The organism is Romboutsia sp. (assembly GCF_056995035.1).
The window spans coordinates 98,019-120,780 of the sequence record NZ_JBXKIW010000051.1; the positions used below are offsets into that span (position 1 = coordinate 98,019).

Sequence of the window (22,762 nt, forward strand, 5' to 3'; positions counted from 1 at the left end):
ACCTACTTACGCTTAGATACTATTGCATTCCACTCGCCTAAAGATTGTACGTCTATTATCTCTAGTCCATTTTCTTCCAGTGATGCTTTAACTTCATCTACTTTAGCATGTATTATACCAGAAGATATAAATACTGCATCATCTTTCATAAAGTCTTTGATATCCTTAGCTAATATTTTTATTATATCTGCTATTATGTTTGCTACTACTATATCAGCTTTATCTGTTACCATATCCATTAAATTTCCGTGCTTTGCAATAACTTTTTTTTCTACATTATTTAATTCTATATTTTCTTTAGATACTCTTACCGCAACTTCATCTAAATCAACTGCTAATACATCATTAGAACCAAGTTTTGCTGCAGCTATTGCAAGTATCCCACTTCCACAACCTATATCAAATACTTTCGAATCTTCTTTAACGTATTTTTCAAGTTCTCTTATACACATAGTTGTAGTCTCATGAGTTCCTGTTCCGAAAGCCATACCTGGGTCTAATTCTATTATTAAATCTCCATCTTGAGCTTCATATTCTTCCCATGTTGGTTTTACAACCACTTTTTGACCTAATTTTGTTGGCTTATAGTAGTTTTTCCATTCATTAGCCCAATCTTCTTCATCAACTTGAGAAAGCTCAACTGTAGCATCTCCTATATCTATTCCGAATTCTTTTAATCCTTCTATCTTCTCTTTTATTATGTTTATATCTTCTGTTACATCTCTTTCTTCTGTTATGTAAGTCTTTATTATAACTCCGTCATATCCACTATTGAATATTTCTTCTTCAACGAAATCCCAATCATAGTCATTTTTCTTTTGGAATTTAAAATCTTTAGGATCTTCTATAGATACTCCACCTACATTTTGCTCGTATAATATATTAGTTATAGCTTCAACTGCTTCAGTTGAAGTTTTTATTGTTATTTCAGCCCATTTCATCTATTAAGCACCGTCCTTATCTTTAATCATCTTATTTTTGATAAGCTTTATTATATCATAATTATTATTATCTTTAATACCATTCTTTAATCTATTTTACAATGTATATATAATAAATAAAATTTAGTAGTACTTAATATCCGATATTATAGAATAAATTTTTCTTATACATCTTTGAATATAACCTGTGTTTCCATTATAAAAAGCTGACAACTATTCACTGTCAGCTTTTGTAATTTAATGTAATTAAGTTACAGTTTCCTTATATACCTTTTATCTTAATTTAAATGTAGAGCATTTTGTTTCTGTATAAATATTAACACTTGTTCCTGAAACTGATATACAATCTGCGCTACATAGTTTGTTATTATTATATGTACAAGTTTCAACTTCACAAACTAAGCAATCACAAGACCCATTAGAATTCGTATTATTAGTTAATGTCGAATAATTAACTTTATCAAGGAAAGACCCACAACAAGTATTACAAGACTTTTGTGCACCTTTTCCACCTACATTAACACGATTTGCATAGCAAGATGCTTCTTTATTATGAGAACAATTATTTACACTACAATTTATTTTACTCATTTTAATTCATCCTTTCGAATCTATTAATATTTATAAATCTAATACATATGTATTATTTGTATATAGCTTGTTTCTATTCATGATTATGCTAATATAAAAGATTGTCTTAAAATTAATAGTCCTATTTAAAGTCATAAAACGCTTATAAAAAAAGACTGTTTACGTTACAGTCTTTTTTATAAGCGTTTTATAGTTTTGCGATTTCAAATACTATCTCTAGGGGATATCGTATTTTCTAATATTTAAGAGTAATAAAAATATATGATTAATATCAATCAATTATTATAGCTGTTGTATTTGGTATATTTTTATATTTATTAATATTTTTTTACAAATAAAAAAACTCTTAGATTATCTAAGAGTTTTAACTGGTGATCCATCCGCGACTCGAACGCGGGACACCCTGATTAAAAGTCAGGTGCTCTACCAACTGAGCTAATAGATCATACTTTTCTATTTTTTTTCATATCGTTTTGCTACAATTACTATTATATTTGATTATTTGATTTTCGTCAACATTTTTTAAATTTATTTTATAATTTTATTTTATACATATATTACAATTAATATACGAATCATTTTATATTATTTCATTATGTAGTTAACTACTCACCGCGTATATATCCTAGTTATTGTGCTTAAGAAGGATATATACGCACTAAATATTAAAATCTAAAATCAATAACTTTATCATTATCTAAAATCAATGTATAAATTTCTTCTACCGATTCTTCTCTTTCTTTTTTTAATTCATATGCATTGTAAGTTTTCAACTTTTCTTCATCTTTAACTACCTTATCTAAATCCTCACTTTTTTTTAAAATATATAGTACTTTTTCAATTTTATCTATGTATTTATCTTCTATAAAGATAATCTTTTTTGCCTTTGGCTTTTTACTTTTAAATTTATTTATCTTATCTATTGATATATATCGTGACAAACTTTGAGGATTTTTCATATAGCCTTCTCTGACAAAAGGCGGTCTTATCCTATATTTTTTATACCAATCATAAGTTTTTTCTACACCACCCAATTCATATAATTTTTCAAGTACTTCTATTTGATTTTTATACAATGCAGTATATATATATCCATCTATTCCATTTCCGAATTCTTTCAGTATATGATATTTACCTTCTCTATATTGTGCTAGCATCCAATTATCTTGTATATATTCATCTGTACTTTCTAGTACACAATGCTTTTGTCCATGAGACTCGAAGTTCCAATGGTCTGAAATCCTCAAGCTACCTTCTGGCTTATACTCCCAAGATATATCTCCTGTATCATAGTAAGTTTGACTATATGGGCTTTTATGAATTTCTTTAAATTTTTCAATTTCTTCATTCACTTCTATTGGTTTAAGTTTTGATTTTATAGGTACTAATATCTTTTTCATAATTAATATTCCTTTTGTTTTTATATTCTTATTTTATATTATTCTCGCTATGGCCTTAATTATTTACTACATATACAGATATACAACTTATTTTTAGTTTCAATTTGCTATATTTGGTGTTAATTTTCAAGAAATAGATAAATAAATGAAAATATATCAGAAAAAAATTTCTTTATTATATGGAATTAATACCTTATACTATTGTTATTATGTTAAATACATATAAGTAATAACCTAGGGGGAATTTATTATGAATAAACTTGAATCATTAAAATTATTCCAAAATTTGCAACTAGTTTCAACAAAATATACTCATTTAAAACTTAAAGATAATGATAAAGAAATTGAAGACAATAGAAAATTAAATTCATTATTACAGTTTTATAAATCTAATATAAATCAAATAAAAGAAAAATCACATTTCATCTCTAATCAAACTATATATGAATTAAAAAATTTCAGTTCTAAAGATATTTATAAGGCTCTCCTAGATCTTAATAATTTTGCTAGTGAAAAGTATAATTTTATAAAAGAAAACAATATGGATATAGAATCCACTACAGTTAAAGCTATTATGCTTTCAACTATTGATGAATTAGTTCTTATAAATGAATCTATTAAAAATAAAGACTACTTACAAGATAAAGATACTTACTTCTATATTTATGAAAAGATAGTTATAAATGCTTTTATGACATTTCTAGCTTTAAAAGATATGGATATTGAAGCAGAAAAAAGAAATAACCTATCTCAAGCTATATTTAGTCAAATTAAAGCATTATCAATTATATCTATGTAATTCAAGTTATAATAGAAAATTCACTTAGCTTCTATCACCAATGCCCTTAAAAATAATACTTCTAAGCACCTTAATAAACATACATGTTACAAAATACCTTAATACATAAAAAGGCCTAGGAAAATTATACGAACTTTTTTGATAATACAAAATCAGTTATATAAATTACCAACGATGTAGATATATTTGTGTAAAAACAAATTTACCTACATCTTTTTAGTATATTAAATTAGTAAATTCGGAATAATATTCATATAATGAAAATTATTGAAAAGTGGACATCTCCAAATCAGATGTGAGGATGAATAATTCAATATTAATATTTTAGCACCTATGTTTTTTAATAAACTAAAGATATGTTCTAATTTTTAATTTTTTATATTTGTAAAACTCATGCTAAACATACCATTCTCTTCTTCTTTTCTTTCTATTTTAAATTTATCATTTTTGTTAGGATAAATAGTTGATATATTATCTTTAAAATCTGATTCATCAATTTTCCATTCTTCTGTATCTGCAGAGAAATAGCTTACTACCTTTCTCTTTTCTATAAATACTACCTGCAAGATATTTTCATCTTCAATATCAGTAATACTTGCCCATTTATAACCTACTTTATTATATATTTCTTCTTTAGTTATTGGCCCTTTAAAAACATATGCTTTCCCCCATTTAAAAGGAGCTACTTGTTCTAGAACTGTTTCTTTTATATTTTCATCTAAACTGTACATTTTATTATAAAGTTTATTTGTGTTTTCAAAATGAGGAGCTTGTTCAATTCTCTTTAGATTACTTGATTTATTAATAACCTTCCATCCATCTTTATTTTTAGTTAATTCAAAGTTTATTTTAGAAACAAAATCTCCATGGGCTCCAGGTTGAGTTACTATTACATTTTCACCCGAATCGTTTTCATAGTCATGTTGTGTTATTTCCTTATGAGTGTGGCCTGCTACAATTGCATCTATTCCATCAACCTCTTTAGCTAATTCTTGAATTCTATTTCCTGGATTTTTAGGATTTTTAGGCTTCTCACCCGAATGTACTACTGCAACTATTACATCTGCATTGTCTTTTTTCATAACTTTGACCCACTTTTTAGCATCTTCTACTAACTCATTCATATATAGCTTTCCTTTATATCCTGGATTATCTTTTAATTCTCTCGATTTGGCTTTTATCTTATTTCCATTTTCATCAAAGTCCCACTTTTCTCCAATTTCTTTTATTGTAAGTCCTAAAATACCTAAATTCACTTCTCCTTCAGGAGTACTTACTTTTTTGATTATATATGGCTTTACATAACTATCCCCATTTTCATTATACAGATTTGCAGATAATACATCTATTCCTTGTTTATCAAAGTCTGATATCATATTGTCTAAATCAAACTTATCACATGATACAAATTCATGATTTCCAAGAACTACAGCATCATAACCCACATCTTTCATGTCTTTTGCAAGAGGTACTTCTCTGTAAATTTGTTTATTATTATAAAAATCTTTACACTTTAAATCAAAGTATTTAGCCATTTCGCCACCCATATCTCCATCTAAGAAATCTCCAGCGTCTACTAATGCTACATTTTCATCTTTTTTAAGTTCCTCTTTTGCATATTCTGATAATTCATATGGTATACTACCATGTAAATCCGCTGTTGCTAATACATTTATTTCTGTTGTTTTAGTTGAACTACACCCCGACATTAATAAGGTAGACAATCCTACCATTGTAATTATTGCTTTTTTTCTCATAAAATCCCCTTTTCATATTAATACTTATATATTTGAGTGAAATTAATAAATTATATCCATTACAAATTATTTTTTAATCTATATTTTCTCTACCTCTTTAAAATAATATAATTTTCAATTTTTACCACATGTATATTACCATATATTCCCCCCATTTATATATATTCTCGTAAAGTTTGTAATCTCCAATATGCCATTTCATTAATATTAAAATATAGGTAATATACTAAGTAAATACACCACTTTACAAGTAATTGAGAAGTTAAATTCAAATAAAAAATTCGCTTCATCCATGTCGCCAACGATATCTCTTCGCTATCGTATCAGGTACATACGTTGCTCAAAATGTCCTTTTTTACATTTTCAGATACATTGATATCACTTTTGCATACAAGTTATCAACAGATTTTTAGCTAGTATAAAATTTTTGCATGTAAAAAATGTCCTAGGAATTAAATCCTAGAACTTCTTTTTTACTTTTTTTTTAGCATATCTTCAATTTTTTGTCCAAAAGTTTTTTTCTTTTCATGAACTTCTTCACCACATTCTTCAGCGAATTGTCTTAATAAGTCTCTCTGCTTCTCATTTAACTTTTTAGGAGTATCTACAACAACCTTGATATACTGATCTCCTCTAGTATTACCTCTAAGTCTTGGTATACCTTTTTCTCTTAATCTGAATACTGTCCCTGTTTGAGTTCCTTCTGGTACAGTATACTTAACTTTTCCATCTAAAGTTGGAACTTCTATTTCATCTCCTAATGTAGCTTGAACAAATGTTATTGGCATATCGAAATAAATGTCATTTCCTTCTCTTGTAAATAATGGATGAGGTTTTACATTAATTGCTATATATAAATCTCCTCTTGGTCCACCTTTACTTCCGACTTCACCTTGACCCGATAACTTGATCATTTGACCATCATCTATACCTGCTGGTATATCTACTTCTATCGTCTTAACTTTTCTAGTGCTTCCTTGACCATGACACTTAGAACATGGAGTTTCTATTACTTCTCCTTCTCCATTACATGAACTACAAGGTCTTGAACTTGCTATATTTCCAAATGGAGTTCTTTGAACTGTTCTCACTTCTCCCGCACCATTACATGTTGGACAAGTTCTTTTTGATGTTCCTGGTTTAGCTCCAGATCCATTACATTCACTACATTCTTCACTTCTATTTAACTTTATAGAAACATTTTTACCAAATGCTGCTTCTTCAAATGTTATGTTTACACTTTGTCTTATATCGTCTCCGCGTTCTGGTCCTCTTCTTCTACTTCTTCCTCCGCCGCCGAATATATCTCCAAACATATCTCCAAATATATCTTCAAATCCGCCGAATCCTTGACCACCAAATCCGCCTTGGCCTCCAAATCCGCCTTGACCATTCATCCCTGCATGCCCAAATTGATCATAAGTTTGTCTTTTAGCATCATCAGATAATACTTCATAAGCTTCACTTAGTTCTTTGAATTTTTCTTCTGCTTCTTTATTATCTGGATTTCTATCTGGATGGTACTGCATTGCTAATTTTCTATAAGCTTTCTTTAACGCTTGAGCATCTACATTTTTGTCAACACCCAGAATTTCATAATAATCTCTTTTAGTACTCAAATTTTGCCACCGCCTTTATATTACAAAACAATAGCTTGTAGAAATATCATACTACAAGCTATTATTATTATTTTAAGCACTTAAATCTCATTTAATTAATGATATTATGCTTATAAAAAGATACTCTCATCTTTTATACTATATTAATTATATACAAATATGTCTATTTGTGTAACTTATTTTTCTTCATTTACTTCTGTGAAATCAGCATCTACTACATTATCATCTTGTGGTTGAGCTTGCTCTTCACCTGGGTTAGCTCCAGCTTCTCCTTGAGCTTGTTGATACATTTGCTCTGATATCTTATGGAATTTATTCATTACTTCATCCATAGCAGTTTTTATTTCTTCTGCAGTTGCCTCTTCTTTTTCTTTAACAGCTTTTAAGTCCGCTATTGCAGTTTCTACAGCACCTTTATCTTCAACGCTTACTTTATCACCAAGTTCATTTAAAGTCTTTTCTGTTTGATATATAGTTGAATCAGCTTGGTTTAATGCTTCTATTTTATCTTTCTTTTGTTTATCAGCTTCAGCATTCATTTCAGCTTCTTTTACTTTTTTCTCTATTTCTTCTTCAGAAAGGTTTGTTCCTGAAGTTATAGTTACTTTTTGCTCTTTCCCTGTTCCTAAATCCTTAGCAGTAACGTGAACTATACCGTTAGCATCTATATCAAATGTAACTTCTATTTGAGGTATTCCTCTTTGAGCCGCTGGTATATCTGTTAATTGGAATCTTCCTAAAGTACTGTTGTCATAAGACATACTTCTTTCACCTTGTAATACATGAATATCAACAGCAGTTTGGTTATCTGCAGCAGTTGAGAATACTTGTGATTTCTTAGTTGGTATTGTTGTGTTTCTTTCTATTATCTTAGTCATTACATTACCCATAGTTTCTATTCCTAAAGATAATGGAGTAACATCAAGAAGTAATAAATCATTAACTTCTCCAGTTAATACACCTGCTTGTATAGCAGCACCTGCTGCAACACATTCATCTGGGTTTATTCCTTTATGAGCTTCTTTTCCTATGAATTTCTTAACTGCATCTTGAACAGCTGGTATTCTTGTAGATCCACCAACTAATAATACATCATCTATATCAGATGTAGAAAGTCCTGCATCTTGTAATGCTCTTCTTGTTGGTTCCATAGTTTTTTCTACCAATGCAGCCGTTAATTCATCAAACTTAGCTCTTGTTAAATCTATATTTAAATGTTTTGGTCCTTCCATAGTAGCTGTTATGAATGGTAAGTTTATGTTTGTAGACATTGTAGATGATAATTCTTTTTTAGCTTTTTCACCAGCTTCTTTTAATCTTTGAAGCGCCATCTTATCATTTCTTAAGTCTACACCTTCAGCTTTTTTAAACTCTTCAGCTAAGTAATCTATTACTATTTGGTCAAAGTCATCTCCACCTAATCTGTTGTTACCAGCAGTAGCTAAAACTTCAAATGTTCCATCTCCGATTTCAAGTATAGAAACGTCGAATGTCCCTCCACCTAAATCGAATACTAATATTTTCTTTTCTTGATCTAATTTATCCATACCGTAAGCAAGAGCTGCGGCAGTTGGTTCGTTTATTATTCTCTTAACCTCTAATCCTGCTATTCTACCCGCATCTTTAGTTGCTTGTCTTTGAGCATCTGTAAAGTATGCTGGAACTGTTATAACAGCTTCTGTTACTGGTTGACCTAAGTAAGCTTCTGCATCTGCCTTTAATTTTTGTAATGTTATAGCAGATATTTCTTGTGGCGTATATCCTTTACCATCTATGTCAACTTTGTAATCTGTACCCATATGAGTTTTTATAGATATTATTGTTTTATCAGCATTTGTAACTGCTTGTCTTTTTGCTGGCTCTCCTACTATTCTTTCACCATCTTTAGTAAATGCTACTACTGATGGAGTAGTTCTCATACCTTCTGCATTTGTTATTATTTGAGCTTCTCCACCTTCTAAAACTGCAACACATGAATTAGTTGTTCCTAAATCTATTCCTATTATTTTTCCCATTGTTTAATTCCTCCTAAAGTAATTTTTTATATATTAATTTTTTATTTTAAATTTTACGTTTGCTTTTATGCAAACATTTTTTATTAGCATAATTAATTTTAAGTACTGTATTGTGTATAAAGTTAATTACTAGCAAGAAACCTTAACCATACTAGCTCTTAGTACTTTAGTTCCTAATTTGTATCCTTTTTGAAGTACCATTACTATTTTATTGGCATCTACTCCTTCTACACTTTCTTGCATTACAGCTAAGTGTAGGTTTGGATCAAAGTCACAATCTAGTGCTTCTATCTCTTGTACTCCAAATTTTGTTAAAGTACTTTGAAGTTGCTTATATACCATATCTATTCCTTGGTACATAGTATCTTCTTTGTTTTCACAAGCTTGAAGTGCTCTCTCCATGTTGTCTATAGCTGGTATTAATTCTCCTAATATCTTTTCATTTGCAAATAATCCTATAGTTTCTTTCTCTTGTTGAGTTCTTCTTCTATAGTTTGAATATTCTGCTTGAAGTCTTTGATATTGTTCATTAAGTACATCTATTTCTTCTTGTAATTTATTTTCTTGTAACTTATCATTTATGTCAGAAACATTATCTTCACAGTTACTTTCTTCAGATTCTTCTATATCTTCAGTTTGAACTTCTTCATCTACTAAAGCATCTACTTCTTCTTTTAGCTCTTCTTGTTCTATATTTTTTTCTTGCAAGATATTACACCCCTCAATTTATTTTTTGTTAAATAATAAGCTCATATAATTTACTATTGCATAAATCCTAGAATAATCCATTCTTGTTGGACCTATAAAACTTATACGACCTACTAAATCTTTATCAATATTGTATGTTGCTGTAACCATACTGCAATCTTGAGCCAGTTCACAATCATTGTCACTACCAATAATTATGTTTATGTTATCTTTTTGAATCCCCTTTGATTTCATCATACTAGCTATAATTTCTTTTTGTTCTAACATGTTTAGAAATGATTTAGCTTTTAGTATGTCATTAAATTCTGGATAACTAAATATATTAGTCGCTCCATTTAAAGAAACTAAAGAGTCTTCATCTGATATATCAAAATTCAAAGCACTTATAAGTTCATCTATAAATGCTGAATATTCACTTATTTCATATTTTATAAATTCAATTAGCCTTGTATCTAAGTTTGTGAAACTTTTCCCTCCAAGCTTCTTAGTAAGATTGTCAGAGATTAAATTTAACTTAGATTGGTCTAAATAAATATTAGTGGTAAGGTTAGCATTTTTTATATCACCTTTGTCCGTTACAACTATTAGTAATATTTTATTATCATTCATCTCTACCAACTGTATGTGTTTGATAACACTTTGATTTACTAAACTTTTAGTCACTGCTACCGTTGTATAGTTAGTAAGCTGAGATAATAGCTTAGATGTTTCATGAATTAAATCTTTTATATGATTTACATTATTGTGTACACATTGTTCCATTAATATCTTTTCTTGATCACTTAATTCTCCTTGGCTCATAAGTAAGTCTACATAAAGCTTATAACCTTTTTCAGATGGAACTCTACCTGCAGAAGTATGTGGCTGAATAAGATAACCAAGCTCTTCAAGGTCAGCCATTTCATTTCTTATAGTCGCAGCACTAATACCTAAGTCATACTTTTTAGATATCGTCCTTGATCCTACAGCCTCGGCTGTTTGTATATAATCTTTAATTATAGCTCTGAGGATATTTAATTTTCTTTCATTCAATTCCATACTACACCTCCTAGCTGTTAGCACTCACTATATTCGAGTGCTAAAAAGATTATATATATTATATATCATTATATTTTATCTTTGTCAACACTTTTGAATTAATTTATGAATTCTACAAAAACACTATTAGATATTTCTCTACCTCTTTGAGTGAGGCTAAATCCAGCTATACTTTCATTTATAAGTCCTTTTTCTTTTAGTTCTTTAATTTGATTACTATATTTTTCCTTAACATCTACATTAAATTGTTTTTTTAAATCATCAAATTTTATTCCTTCATTCATCCTAAGTCCCATAAATATTTTTTCTTGAATTTTATCTTCTATACTTAATTTTTCTAAATTTTCTATAGGTTTTTTGTTTTTACTTAATTTTTCATGATAATCTTGCAAACTTTCTACATTATTATATCTATAATTGATTAAATATCCTGATGCTCCTGGTCCTAAACCAATATAGTGATCACATTTCCAATATAATATATTATGCCTACATTCAAATCCTTCTTTAGCATAGTTTGATATTTCGTATTGATTATATCCATTTTCTTTTAGATAATTTATTGTGTAATTATACATATCTATATCTGTATCTTCATCTGTCATTTCAAATTTATTATTTTCATACATATCATATAATTTTGTTCCCTCTTCTAATATAAGTGAGTATGCTGATATATGTGATGGATTTAATTCAACTATTTTTTCAAGACTTTCCTTCCACTCTTCTGGTTTTTGATTAGGAAGTGCATACATTAAGTCTACATTAATATTTTCAAAACCAACTTCTATAGCTTCTTTATAGTTTTTTTCAAACTCATTGTAAGTATGTATTCTTCCTATAGACTTTAAATGGTAATCTTGTACAGCTTGTAATCCCATACTAAGACGATTTATACCTACCTCTTTCATAGCCATTAACTTTTCCTTAGTTAACGTTCCAGGATTACATTCTATTGTTATTTCTGCATCTTCTCTTATTTTGAAGTTTTCTTTTATACTTTCAAAAATATATTTTATTTCTTCACTACTTAATATACTTGGAGTTCCTCCACCTAAAAATATACTACTTATTTCTTCTTCATTATTATTTTTTCTTTCTTGTTTATATAGATTCATTTCTTTCTTTAAATCTTGTATATATGTTTCTTTTGAGTTTTTGTCTATTTTATATGAGTTAAAATCACAATAGTTACACTTACTCACACAAAATGGAATATGTACGTACAATCCTAGCATTTCATTTCCTCTTTTCATATTTTATCCAAATTAAATTATACATTTTTATTATGTTTCAATCTATCAAATTATATTTAATTATTTAAACTTACTATTATGTGTAAAAACAAAAAAACCTATAGAAAGACCTTTTAAAGTATCTAATCTATAGGTTCAATATATAAAAATTAATTTACACTATATTATTCATCTAATTTTAATACAGACATAAATGCCTTTTGAGGAACTTCAACAGATCCTACTTGTCTCATACGTTTTTTACCTTCTTTTTGCTTTTCAAGAAGTTTCTTCTTACGAGATATATCTCCTCCGTAACACTTAGCAAGAACATCTTTTCTAAGCGCACTTATAGTTTCTCTAGCTACTACCTTATTACCAACAGCTGCTTGTATTGGCACAGGGAATTGATGTCTTGGTATTTCATTCTTTAATTTTTCACACATAGATTTACCTCTTGTGTATGCTCTAGTTTCATGAACTATAAAGCTAAGCGCATCTACTTGTTCTTTATTTATTAGTACATCAAGCTTAACAAGAGTAGATGGAACATATCCTTTTATTTCATAGTCTAGTGAACCGTATCCTCTAGTTCTTGATTTTAATGCATCAAAGAAATCATATACAACTTCATTCAGTGGTAAATCATAATGAAGCATAACTCTTTTTTCATCAATGTACTCCATGTTTATCATGTTTCCACGTCTTTCTTGACAAAGGTCCATAACAATACCTACATAGTCCTTAGGCACTATTATATCTCCTTTAACTATAGGTTCTTCTATCATTTTGATTTCAGATACCTCAGGTAAGTTAGCAGGGTTTTGTATCAGCACAACTTCTCCATCAGTTTTTGTAACTCTGTATATAACAGATGGCGCAGTTGTTATAATATCAAGATTAAATTCTCTTTCTAATCTTTCTTGGATTATTTCCATGTGTAAAAGTCCTAAGAAACCACATCTAAATCCAAATCCTAATGCTGCTGATGTTTCAGCTTCAAACTCAAGTGATGCATCATTTACTTGTAATTTTTCAAGTGCATCTCTTACATTCTCATACTTTTCGCCTTCACCTGGATATATACCACAGTAAACCATTGGAGTAGCTTTTTTATATCCTGGCATAGGGTCATCAGTAGGATTTTCTGCATCAGTTATTGTGTCTCCTACGTGACAACTTCTTATATCCTTTATACTAGCTGCAATGTAACCAACATCTCCCGCTGCTAGTTCATCAAGTTCAGTTTGACCTGGAGCCATAACACCAACTTCAGTTACTTCGAAATTTTTGTTCGTGTTCATCATTTTTATTGTCATACCTTTTTTAACAGTACCTTCAAATACTCTAACATACGCTACAACACCTTTGTATGCATCATAGTAAGAGTCAAATATTAAGGCTTTTAAAGGTGCTTCTTTATCTCCACCTGGTGCTGGCACTTTTTCTACTATAGCTTCTAATACATCTTCTATATTTAATCCACTCTTAGCAGATACTAATGGTGCTTCACTTGCATCAATACCTATTATATCTTCTATCTCTGTTTTTATTTCATCTGGTCTCGCACTTGGAAGATCTATTTTATTTATAACTGGTAATATTTCTAAATCTTGATCTAGTGCTAAATAAACATTAGCTAAAGTCTGAGCTTCAACACCTTGAGCTGCATCTACTACTAGTAATGCACCTTCACATGCTGCTAAACTTCTTGATACCTCATACGTAAAATCTACATGACCTGGTGTATCTATAAGATTTAAATAATATTCATTTCCATCCTTAGCTTTATATACTAATCTTATATTTTGAAGCTTGATAGTAATTCCTCTTTCTCTTTCAAGATCCATATTATCTAATAATTGAGCTTTCATATCTCTGTCACTAACAAGCCCAGTCTTTTGTATTAATCTATCAGCTAAGGTAGACTTACCATGGTCTATATGCGCTATTATACTAAAATTTCTCGTTCTACTTTGTTTGCTGTCCACCTTTATTCCTCCTTTTATTATTTATCATAACTTTTATTTTATAATATATCCTCTTTTATGTAAATAAGGTGAACAAAAATAAGACTTATCTTTATTAATAAGTCTTATTTTTTTACCTCATTTATTGAATTGTACTAACAATTCTTTAGCAATTCCATTTATATGTCCAACTTTTTCATTTATAAATGATTGCATCTCTATTATAACAGGTTCTATACTATACGTCTCTTCACCTAACATCATTTTTGCATTTTTATCTATTATGAATATACATATCATCAAATTTACACTCATAAACAAAATAAATAGTATTTTACTTATAAATCTTAATTTTCTTCCTTTAGATTTTTTTTGTATAGTTTTTTCTAATCTACTCATTTGTTTCTCCTATTGACTTGCCTACTTACTTTGTTTTAAAATATTCGTCCAATACTTGTGCCACATATTTTGCACTAGCTTTGGCTTCTTCAGCGCTAGTACCATTACTTCCTACCTCTATAAGCATATGATTTTTAGCTACGTATTGATTATATCTTCCATAAGGTTTTACAACTACGGGAAGTATTAATCCAGGATATTTTTTCTGACCAAATTTAGTTATATCTTCTGCTAAAGCTTTCACCTTATCTACATTAGGATTTTTGGCACCAACTACAAATAAGAATTTTGACACTTTCTCTCCATTAATAGTTGTAGTCGTCCTTTCTTCTTCTAATTTTTTTTGAGATTCATTTTTTATATCTCTTGCATCTCTATGTATGTCTATGGCTATATCTATACTATTATGTTTAGACAACACTTCTTGTATTGTCTTATAACTACTCGCATAAGAGTTATTAAAATCAGGATAGTCATGATATTTTGTACTATGAACTACTCCCCATCCCTTTTTATTTAACTCTTCTGTTACTACCTCTCCCACTGCCATTACTGAGTTTGCCTTATCTTTTGAATGGTAATTTCCTTCAGGTGAATTTGAGTATGTTTCTGCTGAATGTGTATGATATATTAATATTCTAGGATTTTCTTTAGTAACCCTTATATCGTTTTTATATTCAGAATCACTAACACTTACAGTCTCTGTTATTTCTTGCTTCTCGTTTGTAGTTGGTATATTTTCTTCTCCTATATGAAATTTTATGTATTCTTCGTCATTTTCTTTGCTATTTGTATTTGCCTCACTTTTATCTTTTCCATTTTCTATATCTTCAACCTTAGATTCCGGATACGATGAATTTACTAAAAATTTTAAGAACTCATCTTTATCCATAGCACAAGATATTATAGGTAAAATACAAACTAACACACAGGACATAAATAATGTCTTAATGCGTTTTTTTAACATACTTTCTCCTCCTTATTTGGTGATCCTACCCGGGTGAAGAGACCTATTTAGTCCTTCGCTTATTATTACTGCTAAATTTTCAATTGTTTCATCAATATCTTTAGGTGTTACTATTAGATTTTTATCATATGGATCTAATGAGTCTTTTATTAATTGATATTTTTCTTCTTCTTTTAATTTCTTTAGCATTGAATAAAAATTTTCTACACCCTCAGATTGACTCATTAAGTTGTCAATAGCTAAATCTAATACGTCATTTGTAAGTGTTGCGGCATCAACTACTGTTGGAACTCCGATAGCTATAACATCCACTCCTAAATATTCTTTATTCAATGCTTTTCTTTTATTTCCAACCCCTCCTCCAGGTGCTATACCTGCAGTTGATATTTGTATTGTACTATTTACTCTTTCCATTTTTCTTGATGCTAAAGCATCTATTGCTATTACTCTATCTGGTTGTATTTTATCTACTATCGATTTTACAATTTCACTAGTTTCAATTCCTGTAAGTCCCATAACTCCAGGACTTAAACCTGCAACCTCTGTAAAATCATCATCATAATCTTTGTTGTAATTTTTAAATATATGTCTAGTTACCAAAGTTTTAGATACTGTTTTAGGTCCTAGTGCATCTGATGTTATATTCCAGTTTCCAAGTCCAATAAGTAAAGTTTTTTTAGTCTTATCATTTCCTAAAATTTCTACTAATTCATCTTTTAAGTACTCTATCATTTCTTCTCTAGATTCATCATCATCGAATTTCATAAGATTACTTTCTAATGTTATATACTTACCTATTCCTTTGTTCATTATCTCAGAGCCTTGTTCATCTATAACTTCAACTTTTGTTACTATACAATTTTCTAATTCTTTTTTTTCAACTTTTACTCCAGGTATTTCTTTAGAAGATTGTTCCTCTTCACACATTTCTCTAGCTTCTAAAGCCAAGTCTGTTCTTATACTAATCATGTTAAACCTCCAAGTACAATTTAAATGCTATTTATAAGTGTTAACAAATTTTAGTATTTTATAACAAAATTTTCTTCAAAATTTAGAACATATTTTTTTGAATATAGATATAACAACATTACATTCGTCTATAATCATAATTAAATATAGTTTTTTATTCTCTATATCATTAAAGTTATAATTTTATAAATCTTTGAATATTTAATTTGGTTATTGTAAATTATTTTTATATAGGTTATAATCTTAAAAGTCAAAACAAAAGACATTATACAAAAAATTATAAATAATTATCCTTGATTTTTAGATTTATTTCTGTTAAAATCTAATATGTTGACGATGAATATAATAAAAAAACACACGAGGGGGTGAACACGGTGGCAAACATAAAATCAGCTAAAAAGAGAATAAAAGTTATCGAAAAGAAAACTGCTTTAAATAGAGCTAGAAAATCTCAAGTTAAAACTGCAATAAAAAGATTCGAAGAAGCTGTTACTGCAGGAAACAGAGAAGATGCTGTTGCAAAGTTCGAATATGCTCAAAAGAGAATATGCCAAGTAGCTTCTAAAGGTACTATACACAAGAACGCTGCATCTAGAAAAGTAGCTAAATTAGCTCAAAAGTTAAACGGAATGAACGCTTAATTAACCGTTTAAGCTTAATAGATATTACCCTTGATTTTTAATCAGGGGTTTTTTATTTGTTTCAAAAAAAACCCTTAGATAAAGAATTTCTCTTTCTAAGGGTTTTTTTTTAACTTATTTTACGTTGGCAATACTTACTTACTAACATCTCTAATGCCAAAGTATCTCTAACTAGTCCATTTTTTATTTTATAATCACTTTCTAATATATAATTTAACATTTCTATTATTACATCATCAGAAAAATTATTAGATTGCTTTAATGCTTTTCCAGCTACAAATGGATGTATTTTTAATTTTTCTGCTATAGTTTTTGATGTATATCCTTCTGTCTGCAACTGCCTTACCTGCATTACTACCTTAAATTGTCTAGCTATCATAGCAAATATACCAAGAACGGACTCACCTTCATGCATCATATCATTTAATATTCTCATAGCATTAGAAGAATTTTTTTCTCCTATATAATCTATTAATTTAAAAATATCATTTTCTACTTTTTTTTGAGAAAGCTTATCTATTACTTCGTTAGTTACTTTATTTTCTTTTCCTACAAATGAACTTATTTTATTTATTTCATTTTCTAAATCTGATAGAGTTTTCTCACTACTTTTATCTCGGTACCCCTCTTGGTCTATGAAATACATTATCTGAGGATTATCTATTATTACATTATTAGATTCAAATTTCTTTTTAACCCATTTAAATAAATCCATGTCAGATAGTTTATCACAATTTAATACTATTCCTTTTTTATCTATTTTCTTTGCTAAAGACTTTCTTTTATCAATATCACCATACACTACAAAAACTAATATTGTGCTTTCTGGCATGTTATCTAAATGATCTATTAAATGTTTTTCATCACTATCGCTAAAATTCTTCTTTTTTCCCTTTAATAATTCAAATTCTTTTACTATTACTATTTTTTTATCATCCATAAAAGGAAGGGTCTCTATAGAGCTTATAAGCTGATCTACTGTAGTTTCTTTTCCATCTACAATGTCTAAGTTGAAATCAATCATACCTTCGCTTAAACTGTCTTTAAATACTTTTATAGCATTTTCTATTAAATAATATTCTCTCCCATAAAGAAGATATAAATTTTCGAAGTTTTTGTTTTTAAGATTAGTTATAATATCCTTGTAATTCATTTATTTGCTCCTTCATAACCTTCAATTCTTTGTAAACCATATATGAAAATACTGCTATATAGTAAATTATTACATAAACCATGCTTGGATTATCTATTTCTATGTATGCAAAATCTAAATTACTTAGTATATCTAATAAATAATATATACCATTGATTAGTACTCTATTAAAATATGCTATAAATTTTGCAATTCCTATATTTATGTTAAATATAGTTACACTTATAATACTCATATATATTATAATTCCTATAAAAGGTACTATTATTATATTGCTAATAACAGAAATTATAGGTATACCTTTAAAATTATAATATATTATAGGTAAGGTTAATATATTTGAAGCTAAAGTCAACGATATCAAACTTATTTTTATAACATCATTTATATAACCATAGAAATATATTATAGACAATGTAGCAAGAAAAGACAATTGAAAACTTATATTATATATAATATATGGATTATTTATTACTAAAAATATACCAATTAAAGATAATGTACTTATTCCATCCCTTTTTTTGTCCAAAAAAACTGCTAAATATAGAATTGTTATAAATGCAATTGCTCTTAGTATAGATGGTGTTAGACCTATCATTATACAGTATAAACACATGGAAATAATCAGAATCAATAGTTTTGAAACTTTGTTTATTCCTCCTATTATAAATGTAACTAAAACGCATAGTATTCCAGTATGAAGTCCTGATATAGCTATAATGTGACTTGTACCTGTTCTAGAAAATAGTTCATTCTCTTCTTGTGTTAGTTGTTCTTTTTCCCCTAAAACTAAAGAGTTTATAAAGTCCGAATTTTTCTTATACAGATATCTTGTAGTACCCTCTATATAAGTTTTAAGGGTTGATAGACTTTTATACAGTGAATTTTCACCTATAATTTCATATTTATCTATATATATAAGACCTCTATACCCTACACTTTTTAAATATCTTCCATAATCAAAGTCTTCATAATTCATATCATCAAGATTTTTAAATTTTGCAACTACTTTTATTTCTGTCCCTACTCTTAATTTTTTCTTTTTAGTATAATCTATCATTAAAAACTTATCTATTTTGTACTCATCGTATTTTTGTTTTTCTTTTTTATATCCAACAGTTCCTATTATCTCTACGGTATCATCGTTATAGGATTTATCTAAAGATTTACTGTTGGTATATATAAATGATATACATATTGCAAATATAAATATATAAAGAAGTGGTCTTCTCATTATGCCTCCAAATAGTCTTTTTACTTTTAATTATTTTCAATTCATTTATTTTTAAACTTTAAAATCTATATATATTTAAATTATGTAATTTCTTATCATAATAAAAAAGCCTTCAATTGAAAATTTATAAGGAAGACTTTTTTGAAGTACATATACGAAAATTATACTTATATAAAATTTTAAAATAAATATAATTTCCTATTTGCTATAAAAATAGAGATATCTTAAAGATATCTCCTATATATATTCATTTATATAATTGTTTTTCTTTTCAAATATAGTATTAAATAATTTTACTACATCTTTACTTGATTTTATATTATTTATCATTAGAGATTCTTTAATATCTATATACGAAAAAGCTAGTTGAGTTATAGTATTTATATCAAAGCATGCATCATATGTTTCATGTACTTTATTTACTTTCAATTTATTATCTTTTAATTCTATTTTGAATATACCATTATTTTCACTTATAAATTCATCTTCAACTAAAATATTTACACTTAATTCTAGACTACTTTCGATGTTTAAGGTTTCTAAATATCCTTTTAAATTAATTACTCTTCCCATCATAAATGGTTTTATTTTAATATCACAAGTCTTAGGATTATCTAATATAAATCTAATTTTATCATTTATAGGGGCTGATATAGTAACTTTGCTACATTGAGTATTATGATTATATATAAATTTTAATATCGACTTTAATGAATCTATGTTTTTGTAAAATAATTCTCTAACAAACATAGTATCTCCATTTAAAAAATATATTATATATCCTTGATAGCCATTATTTTCATGTATGTATATATGACCACCTTCACTTTTTACTTCCTTAACTAAGTTTTTGTAGTATTTTTCATCTCTTTCTACATTTCCATTTAAATTTAATAAAAAATCTTTATTTATATCCACTAAACTGTCTATATTAATGTTATTTATCTTATGCAATCTTCCCTTTATTTTAAATCTTGCTAAATCATCTATATTTATACTGTATTCTAATTGGTCATAACAATGCTCATACCCATATTTTCTATAAAGCCTATAATCTATAGGCATAAGAATAGATACTAATTGATTTTTATTATATAGCTGTTTTAGTGTAAATTTCATTATATTTTTCATATACCCTCTTCCTCTTCCTTGAGGAAAAGTTGAGACTCCAACTACATAAGATGCATCGTATATTTTATCATTTAAGCTTAATTTATATTGATTTAACTGAAGAGAAGAAACTATTTCTTCTTCATCATCGACTACAACTGTATTTTGTTTTTTATATTTATTTTCAAAATAATAGTCAACAAAATTTTGACTATCATCAAAACAATAATTCCAAATTTCTTTTATATCTTCAATCTCATTATCTTTAGCATACCTAATTTTCATATTAAGCCTCCCTAACAGTATACTTCTCTACAAATCTACATGGATGGTATGAAAGTTTAGCTTTTCTAAGACCTTCTATACCTAAATCTTCCTCTCTATTTACAAATTCAACATCTTCAAATTCATTTGCTACGAACTGTTGATTTATATATGGATATAATCCTCTTATATCTGGATTCCCCTTTTCTATATGAATTAAAGCCATATTTTCATTTAAAAGTTCCCCCATTGTAAACGCTTCTAATCTTCCATCAATATATATTCCAGATACTCTCACTTTGTCTTCTAATATATCATAATCTTCAAATATTTTTTTTATTCCTAAAAATTCCTCATCCATACCTTCATCAAATTCATAATTATCTTCTTTATTACTAGACCATTCCGTCATTAATGCTAGACATTCTGCAAAATTTTCTTTTTTTAATGATTTGTATTCATATCTTCCGTCATATTCTTTCAAGAAATAATTTAAATGATTTCTCTTTTTTTGATTCTTTTTTCCCTGTAAACTTCTTAGGCTTTCTCCATCATATATGTAATCAAATAGATCTCTTTCCTCTATATATTTAAATTTATCAGGGTACTTTTCTTTTAGCGCTTTTACTACTTCTTTCGTTACCCCTCTAAAGTAAATTTGCTTATTTTCTTTTTCAAAATATTTCAGTACAAAGTCTATCACTTCAGCTAATTTATCTTTGCTTGCCAATGGCAATATAGAAAAACTATCTCCTTCATACTCTCCTACTAGTACTGCAAAATCTTCTCCTATATAATATCCAGTTTTGTAAACATGTTGCCACATATATAAAGTAGTAAAACAATATTCGCAAGCTTCATAGTCTACTCGTTCAAAATATGGATCTAGCTCCCGCTTTGAGCGTATATCAATTTCTTTAAAAATCATGAAATCCTCCTAATGTTTCTTTTATTGTCCTTAATCTATAATTTATTTTAAGTATTTTATTCATATTATTTGAATTATATTATGTTTTTTTGTATAAAATCTATAATATAACAATTCGTATTAATTTATTTTACCCATATTGTGTTTATATAAACACATAATGAATGGAGTGATTACTTAATTGAAAAGAAGACTTTTTGTTTTAATATTTATTATAATATCATTTTTAAGCGGATGTAGCAAAGATTACCATATGAGTATACATATAATTGATGTCGGTCAAGGGGATAGTATTTTGATACAAACTCCTAACAATAAAAACATTTTAGTTGACGGAGGAACTAACGATAGCGAACATATCGTTAAAAGTTACTTGAAAAAGAAAAAAGTAAAGTATATAGACTATATAATAACTACACATCCAGATTCTGATCACATAGGTGGAGTTGATAATATTATAAAAAACTTTCAAGTTAAATCTATATATATGCCTGAACAAAGTACGGATTCTTTAGACTATAAAAATCTAGTTACTGCTTGCTCAGATAAAGATATAACTATAAATTATCTATATAAAGGAGATACATTAAAAATTGAGAATTCTATAGATTTACTAGTTTTAAGTCCTTCTTTTATTCAAAACGAAAACAATTTAAACTCTATTGTATTCAAATTAGATTTTAAAGACAAATCATTTTTATTTACTGGAGATGCTGAACTAAGTAATGAAAATGACATTATAAATTCTTTTGAACTAGAAGATGTAGATTTTCTAAAAGTCGGTCATCATGGAAGCAGTTCGTCAACTAGTATGAATTTTTTAAATGAAACCACACCTGATATTGCCGTAATCTCTTGTGGCTATAAAAATCAATATGGACATCCTCATAGAAGCACATTAGATAATTTATCAAATAGTGGTACAATTACTTATCGAACTGATTTATCTGGAGATATGGTATTTTATAGTGATGGTGAAACTATTTATACAAAAAAGAATTATGAATATATTAAATAAGAAATA

At 27.9% G+C, this 22,762-nt stretch carries 20 protein-coding genes and 1 tRNA gene; 3 read left to right on the forward strand and 18 right to left on the reverse strand.

The genetic code is table 11. From position 1 onward, the window contains the following. Positions 1-2 precede the first annotated feature (2 nt). From prmA to AC11VW_RS08580, 4 genes are all read right to left on the reverse strand, one after another. Entirely contained in the window at positions 3-941 is a 939-nt protein-coding gene (gene prmA / locus AC11VW_RS08565; RefSeq protein ID WP_484300994.1) for a 50S ribosomal protein L11 methyltransferase, read from the reverse strand. A 273-nt stretch (positions 942-1,214) separates the two neighbouring features. Then, on the reverse strand, positions 1,215-1,532 hold the full coding sequence (locus AC11VW_RS08570) for a DUF1540 domain-containing protein (RefSeq protein ID WP_484300995.1): 318 nt from the start codon (positions 1,530-1,532) through the stop codon (positions 1,215-1,217). A gap of 369 nt (positions 1,533-1,901) precedes the next feature. After that, a tRNA-Lys gene (locus tag AC11VW_RS08575) sits at positions 1,902-1,977 on the reverse strand. A 220-nt stretch (positions 1,978-2,197) separates the two neighbouring features. Beyond that, a complete protein-coding gene (locus AC11VW_RS08580) occupies positions 2,198-2,932 on the reverse strand; it encodes a hypothetical protein (RefSeq protein WP_484300996.1) in 735 nt (244 codons plus the stop codon). Between the two features lie 250 nt (positions 2,933-3,182). Between AC11VW_RS08580 and AC11VW_RS08585 the strand changes: the two genes are divergently transcribed. Beyond that, entirely contained in the window at positions 3,183-3,731 is a 549-nt protein-coding gene (locus AC11VW_RS08585) for a hypothetical protein (RefSeq protein ID WP_484300997.1), read from the forward strand. Between the two features lie 368 nt (positions 3,732-4,099). Here AC11VW_RS08585 and AC11VW_RS08590 read toward each other — a convergent pair whose 3' ends face one another. The 10 genes from AC11VW_RS08590 to gpr all read right to left on the reverse strand — a co-directional run bounded on the left by AC11VW_RS08590 (position 4,100) and on the right by gpr (position 16,408). Then, positions 4,100-5,488 carry a metallophosphoesterase gene (locus AC11VW_RS08590; RefSeq protein ID WP_484300998.1) on the reverse strand — a complete coding sequence of 463 codons (1,389 nt, stop codon included), beginning with the start codon at positions 5,486-5,488 and terminating at the stop codon, positions 4,100-4,102. 473 nt (positions 5,489-5,961) lie between these two features. Continuing rightward, complete coding sequence (gene dnaJ, locus AC11VW_RS08595; RefSeq protein WP_484300999.1) at positions 5,962-7,107, reverse strand: molecular chaperone DnaJ; 1,146 nt, start codon at positions 7,105-7,107, stop codon at positions 5,962-5,964. 176 nt (positions 7,108-7,283) lie between these two features. Beyond that, positions 7,284-9,122, reverse strand: coding sequence for a molecular chaperone DnaK (dnaK, locus tag AC11VW_RS08600; RefSeq protein ID WP_484301000.1), 1,839 nt, complete (start codon positions 9,120-9,122; stop codon positions 7,284-7,286). Positions 9,123-9,251: 129 nt separating this feature from the next. Then, positions 9,252-9,830, reverse strand: coding sequence for a nucleotide exchange factor GrpE (grpE, locus tag AC11VW_RS08605; protein WP_484301001.1), 579 nt, complete (start codon positions 9,828-9,830; stop codon positions 9,252-9,254). Between the two features lie 18 nt (positions 9,831-9,848). After that, positions 9,849-10,868, reverse strand: a complete 1,020-nt coding sequence (gene hrcA, locus AC11VW_RS08610; protein WP_484301002.1) for a heat-inducible transcriptional repressor HrcA — start codon at positions 10,866-10,868, stop codon at positions 9,849-9,851. 98 nt (positions 10,869-10,966) lie between these two features. Then, complete coding sequence (gene hemW / locus AC11VW_RS08615) at positions 10,967-12,106, reverse strand: radical SAM family heme chaperone HemW (RefSeq protein ID WP_484301020.1); 1,140 nt, start codon at positions 12,104-12,106, stop codon at positions 10,967-10,969. Positions 12,107-12,288: 182 nt separating this feature from the next. Then, positions 12,289-14,094 carry a translation elongation factor 4 gene (lepA, locus tag AC11VW_RS08620; RefSeq protein WP_484301003.1) on the reverse strand — a complete coding sequence of 602 codons (1,806 nt, stop codon included), beginning with the start codon at positions 14,092-14,094 and terminating at the stop codon, positions 12,289-12,291. A gap of 117 nt (positions 14,095-14,211) precedes the next feature. After that, a complete protein-coding gene (locus AC11VW_RS08625; protein ID WP_484301004.1) occupies positions 14,212-14,472 on the reverse strand; it encodes a hypothetical protein in 261 nt (86 codons plus the stop codon). 25 nt (positions 14,473-14,497) lie between these two features. Continuing rightward, the gene (gene spoIIP / locus AC11VW_RS08630; protein WP_484301005.1) at positions 14,498-15,439 is read right to left on the reverse strand and encodes a stage II sporulation protein P; all 942 of its coding nucleotides are present in this window, start codon (positions 15,437-15,439) and stop codon (positions 14,498-14,500) included. 12 nt (positions 15,440-15,451) lie between these two features. Then, a complete protein-coding gene (gene gpr / locus AC11VW_RS08635) occupies positions 15,452-16,408 on the reverse strand; it encodes a GPR endopeptidase (RefSeq protein ID WP_484301006.1) in 957 nt (318 codons plus the stop codon). A 374-nt stretch (positions 16,409-16,782) separates the two neighbouring features. Here gpr and rpsT point away from each other — a divergent pair, with 374 nt between their 5' ends. Beyond that, entirely contained in the window at positions 16,783-17,049 is a 267-nt protein-coding gene (rpsT, locus tag AC11VW_RS08640; RefSeq protein WP_484301007.1) for a 30S ribosomal protein S20, read from the forward strand. A 109-nt stretch (positions 17,050-17,158) separates the two neighbouring features. On the opposite strand, the gene holA is transcribed toward rpsT, so the two are convergent. The 4 genes from holA to AC11VW_RS08660 all read right to left on the reverse strand — a co-directional run bounded on the left by holA (position 17,159) and on the right by AC11VW_RS08660 (position 21,738). After that, a complete protein-coding gene (gene holA, locus AC11VW_RS08645) occupies positions 17,159-18,202 on the reverse strand; it encodes a DNA polymerase III subunit delta (RefSeq protein WP_484301008.1) in 1,044 nt (347 codons plus the stop codon). Next, positions 18,177-19,436 (reverse strand): ComEC/Rec2 family competence protein, encoded by a 1,260-nt coding sequence (locus AC11VW_RS08650; protein WP_484301009.1) that lies wholly within the window; start codon positions 19,434-19,436, stop codon positions 18,177-18,179. Before AC11VW_RS08650 ends, holA begins: the two co-directional genes overlap by 26 nt. 237 nt (positions 19,437-19,673) lie before the next feature. Beyond that, positions 19,674-20,831: a GNAT family N-acetyltransferase gene (locus AC11VW_RS08655; protein WP_484301010.1), complete on the reverse strand. Its 1,158-nt coding sequence runs from the start codon at positions 20,829-20,831 to the stop codon at positions 19,674-19,676. Between the two features lies 1 nt (position 20,832). Next, positions 20,833-21,738, reverse strand: a complete 906-nt coding sequence (locus AC11VW_RS08660) for a DUF2156 domain-containing protein (RefSeq protein WP_484301011.1) — start codon at positions 21,736-21,738, stop codon at positions 20,833-20,835. Between the two features lie 181 nt (positions 21,739-21,919). Between AC11VW_RS08660 and AC11VW_RS08665 the strand changes: the two genes are divergently transcribed. After that, positions 21,920-22,756 (forward strand): ComEC/Rec2 family competence protein, encoded by an 837-nt coding sequence (locus tag AC11VW_RS08665; RefSeq protein WP_484301012.1) that lies wholly within the window; start codon positions 21,920-21,922, stop codon positions 22,754-22,756. The last annotated feature ends 6 nt before the right edge of the window (positions 22,757-22,762 follow it).

Coding starts and splice junctions, on each gene's coding strand:
- prmA (WP_484300994.1), bottom strand. CDS start 941: ATGAAATGGGCTGAAATAACAATAAAAACTTCAACTGAAGCAGTTGAA.
- AC11VW_RS08570 (WP_484300995.1), bottom strand. CDS start 1,532: ATGAGTAAAATAAATTGTAGTGTAAATAATTGTTCTCATAATAAAGAA.
- AC11VW_RS08580 (WP_484300996.1), bottom strand. CDS start 2,932: ATGAAAAAGATATTAGTACCTATAAAATCAAAACTTAAACCAATAGAA.
- AC11VW_RS08585 (WP_484300997.1), top strand. CDS start 3,183: ATGAATAAACTTGAATCATTAAAATTATTCCAAAATTTGCAACTAGTT.
- AC11VW_RS08590 (WP_484300998.1), bottom strand. CDS start 5,488: ATGAGAAAAAAAGCAATAATTACAATGGTAGGATTGTCTACCTTATTA.
- dnaK (WP_484301000.1), bottom strand. CDS start 9,122: ATGGGAAAAATAATAGGAATAGATTTAGGAACAACTAATTCATGTGTT.
- hrcA (WP_484301002.1), bottom strand. CDS start 10,868: ATGGAATTGAATGAAAGAAAATTAAATATCCTCAGAGCTATAATTAAA.
- hemW (WP_484301020.1), bottom strand. CDS start 12,106: ATGCTAGGATTGTACGTACATATTCCATTTTGTGTGAGTAAGTGTAAC.
- AC11VW_RS08625 (WP_484301004.1), bottom strand. CDS start 14,472: ATGAGTAGATTAGAAAAAACTATACAAAAAAAATCTAAAGGAAGAAAA.
- spoIIP (WP_484301005.1), bottom strand. CDS start 15,439: ATGTTAAAAAAACGCATTAAGACATTATTTATGTCCTGTGTGTTAGTT.
- gpr (WP_484301006.1), bottom strand. CDS start 16,408: ATGATTAGTATAAGAACAGACTTGGCTTTAGAAGCTAGAGAAATGTGT.
- holA (WP_484301008.1), bottom strand. CDS start 18,202: ATGAATTACAAGGATATTATAACTAATCTTAAAAACAAAAACTTCGAA.
- AC11VW_RS08650 (WP_484301009.1), bottom strand. CDS start 19,436: ATGAGAAGACCACTTCTTTATATATTTATATTTGCAATATGTATATCA.
- AC11VW_RS08655 (WP_484301010.1), bottom strand. CDS start 20,831: ATGAAAATTAGGTATGCTAAAGATAATGAGATTGAAGATATAAAAGAA.
- AC11VW_RS08660 (WP_484301011.1), bottom strand. CDS start 21,738: ATGATTTTTAAAGAAATTGATATACGCTCAAAGCGGGAGCTAGATCCA.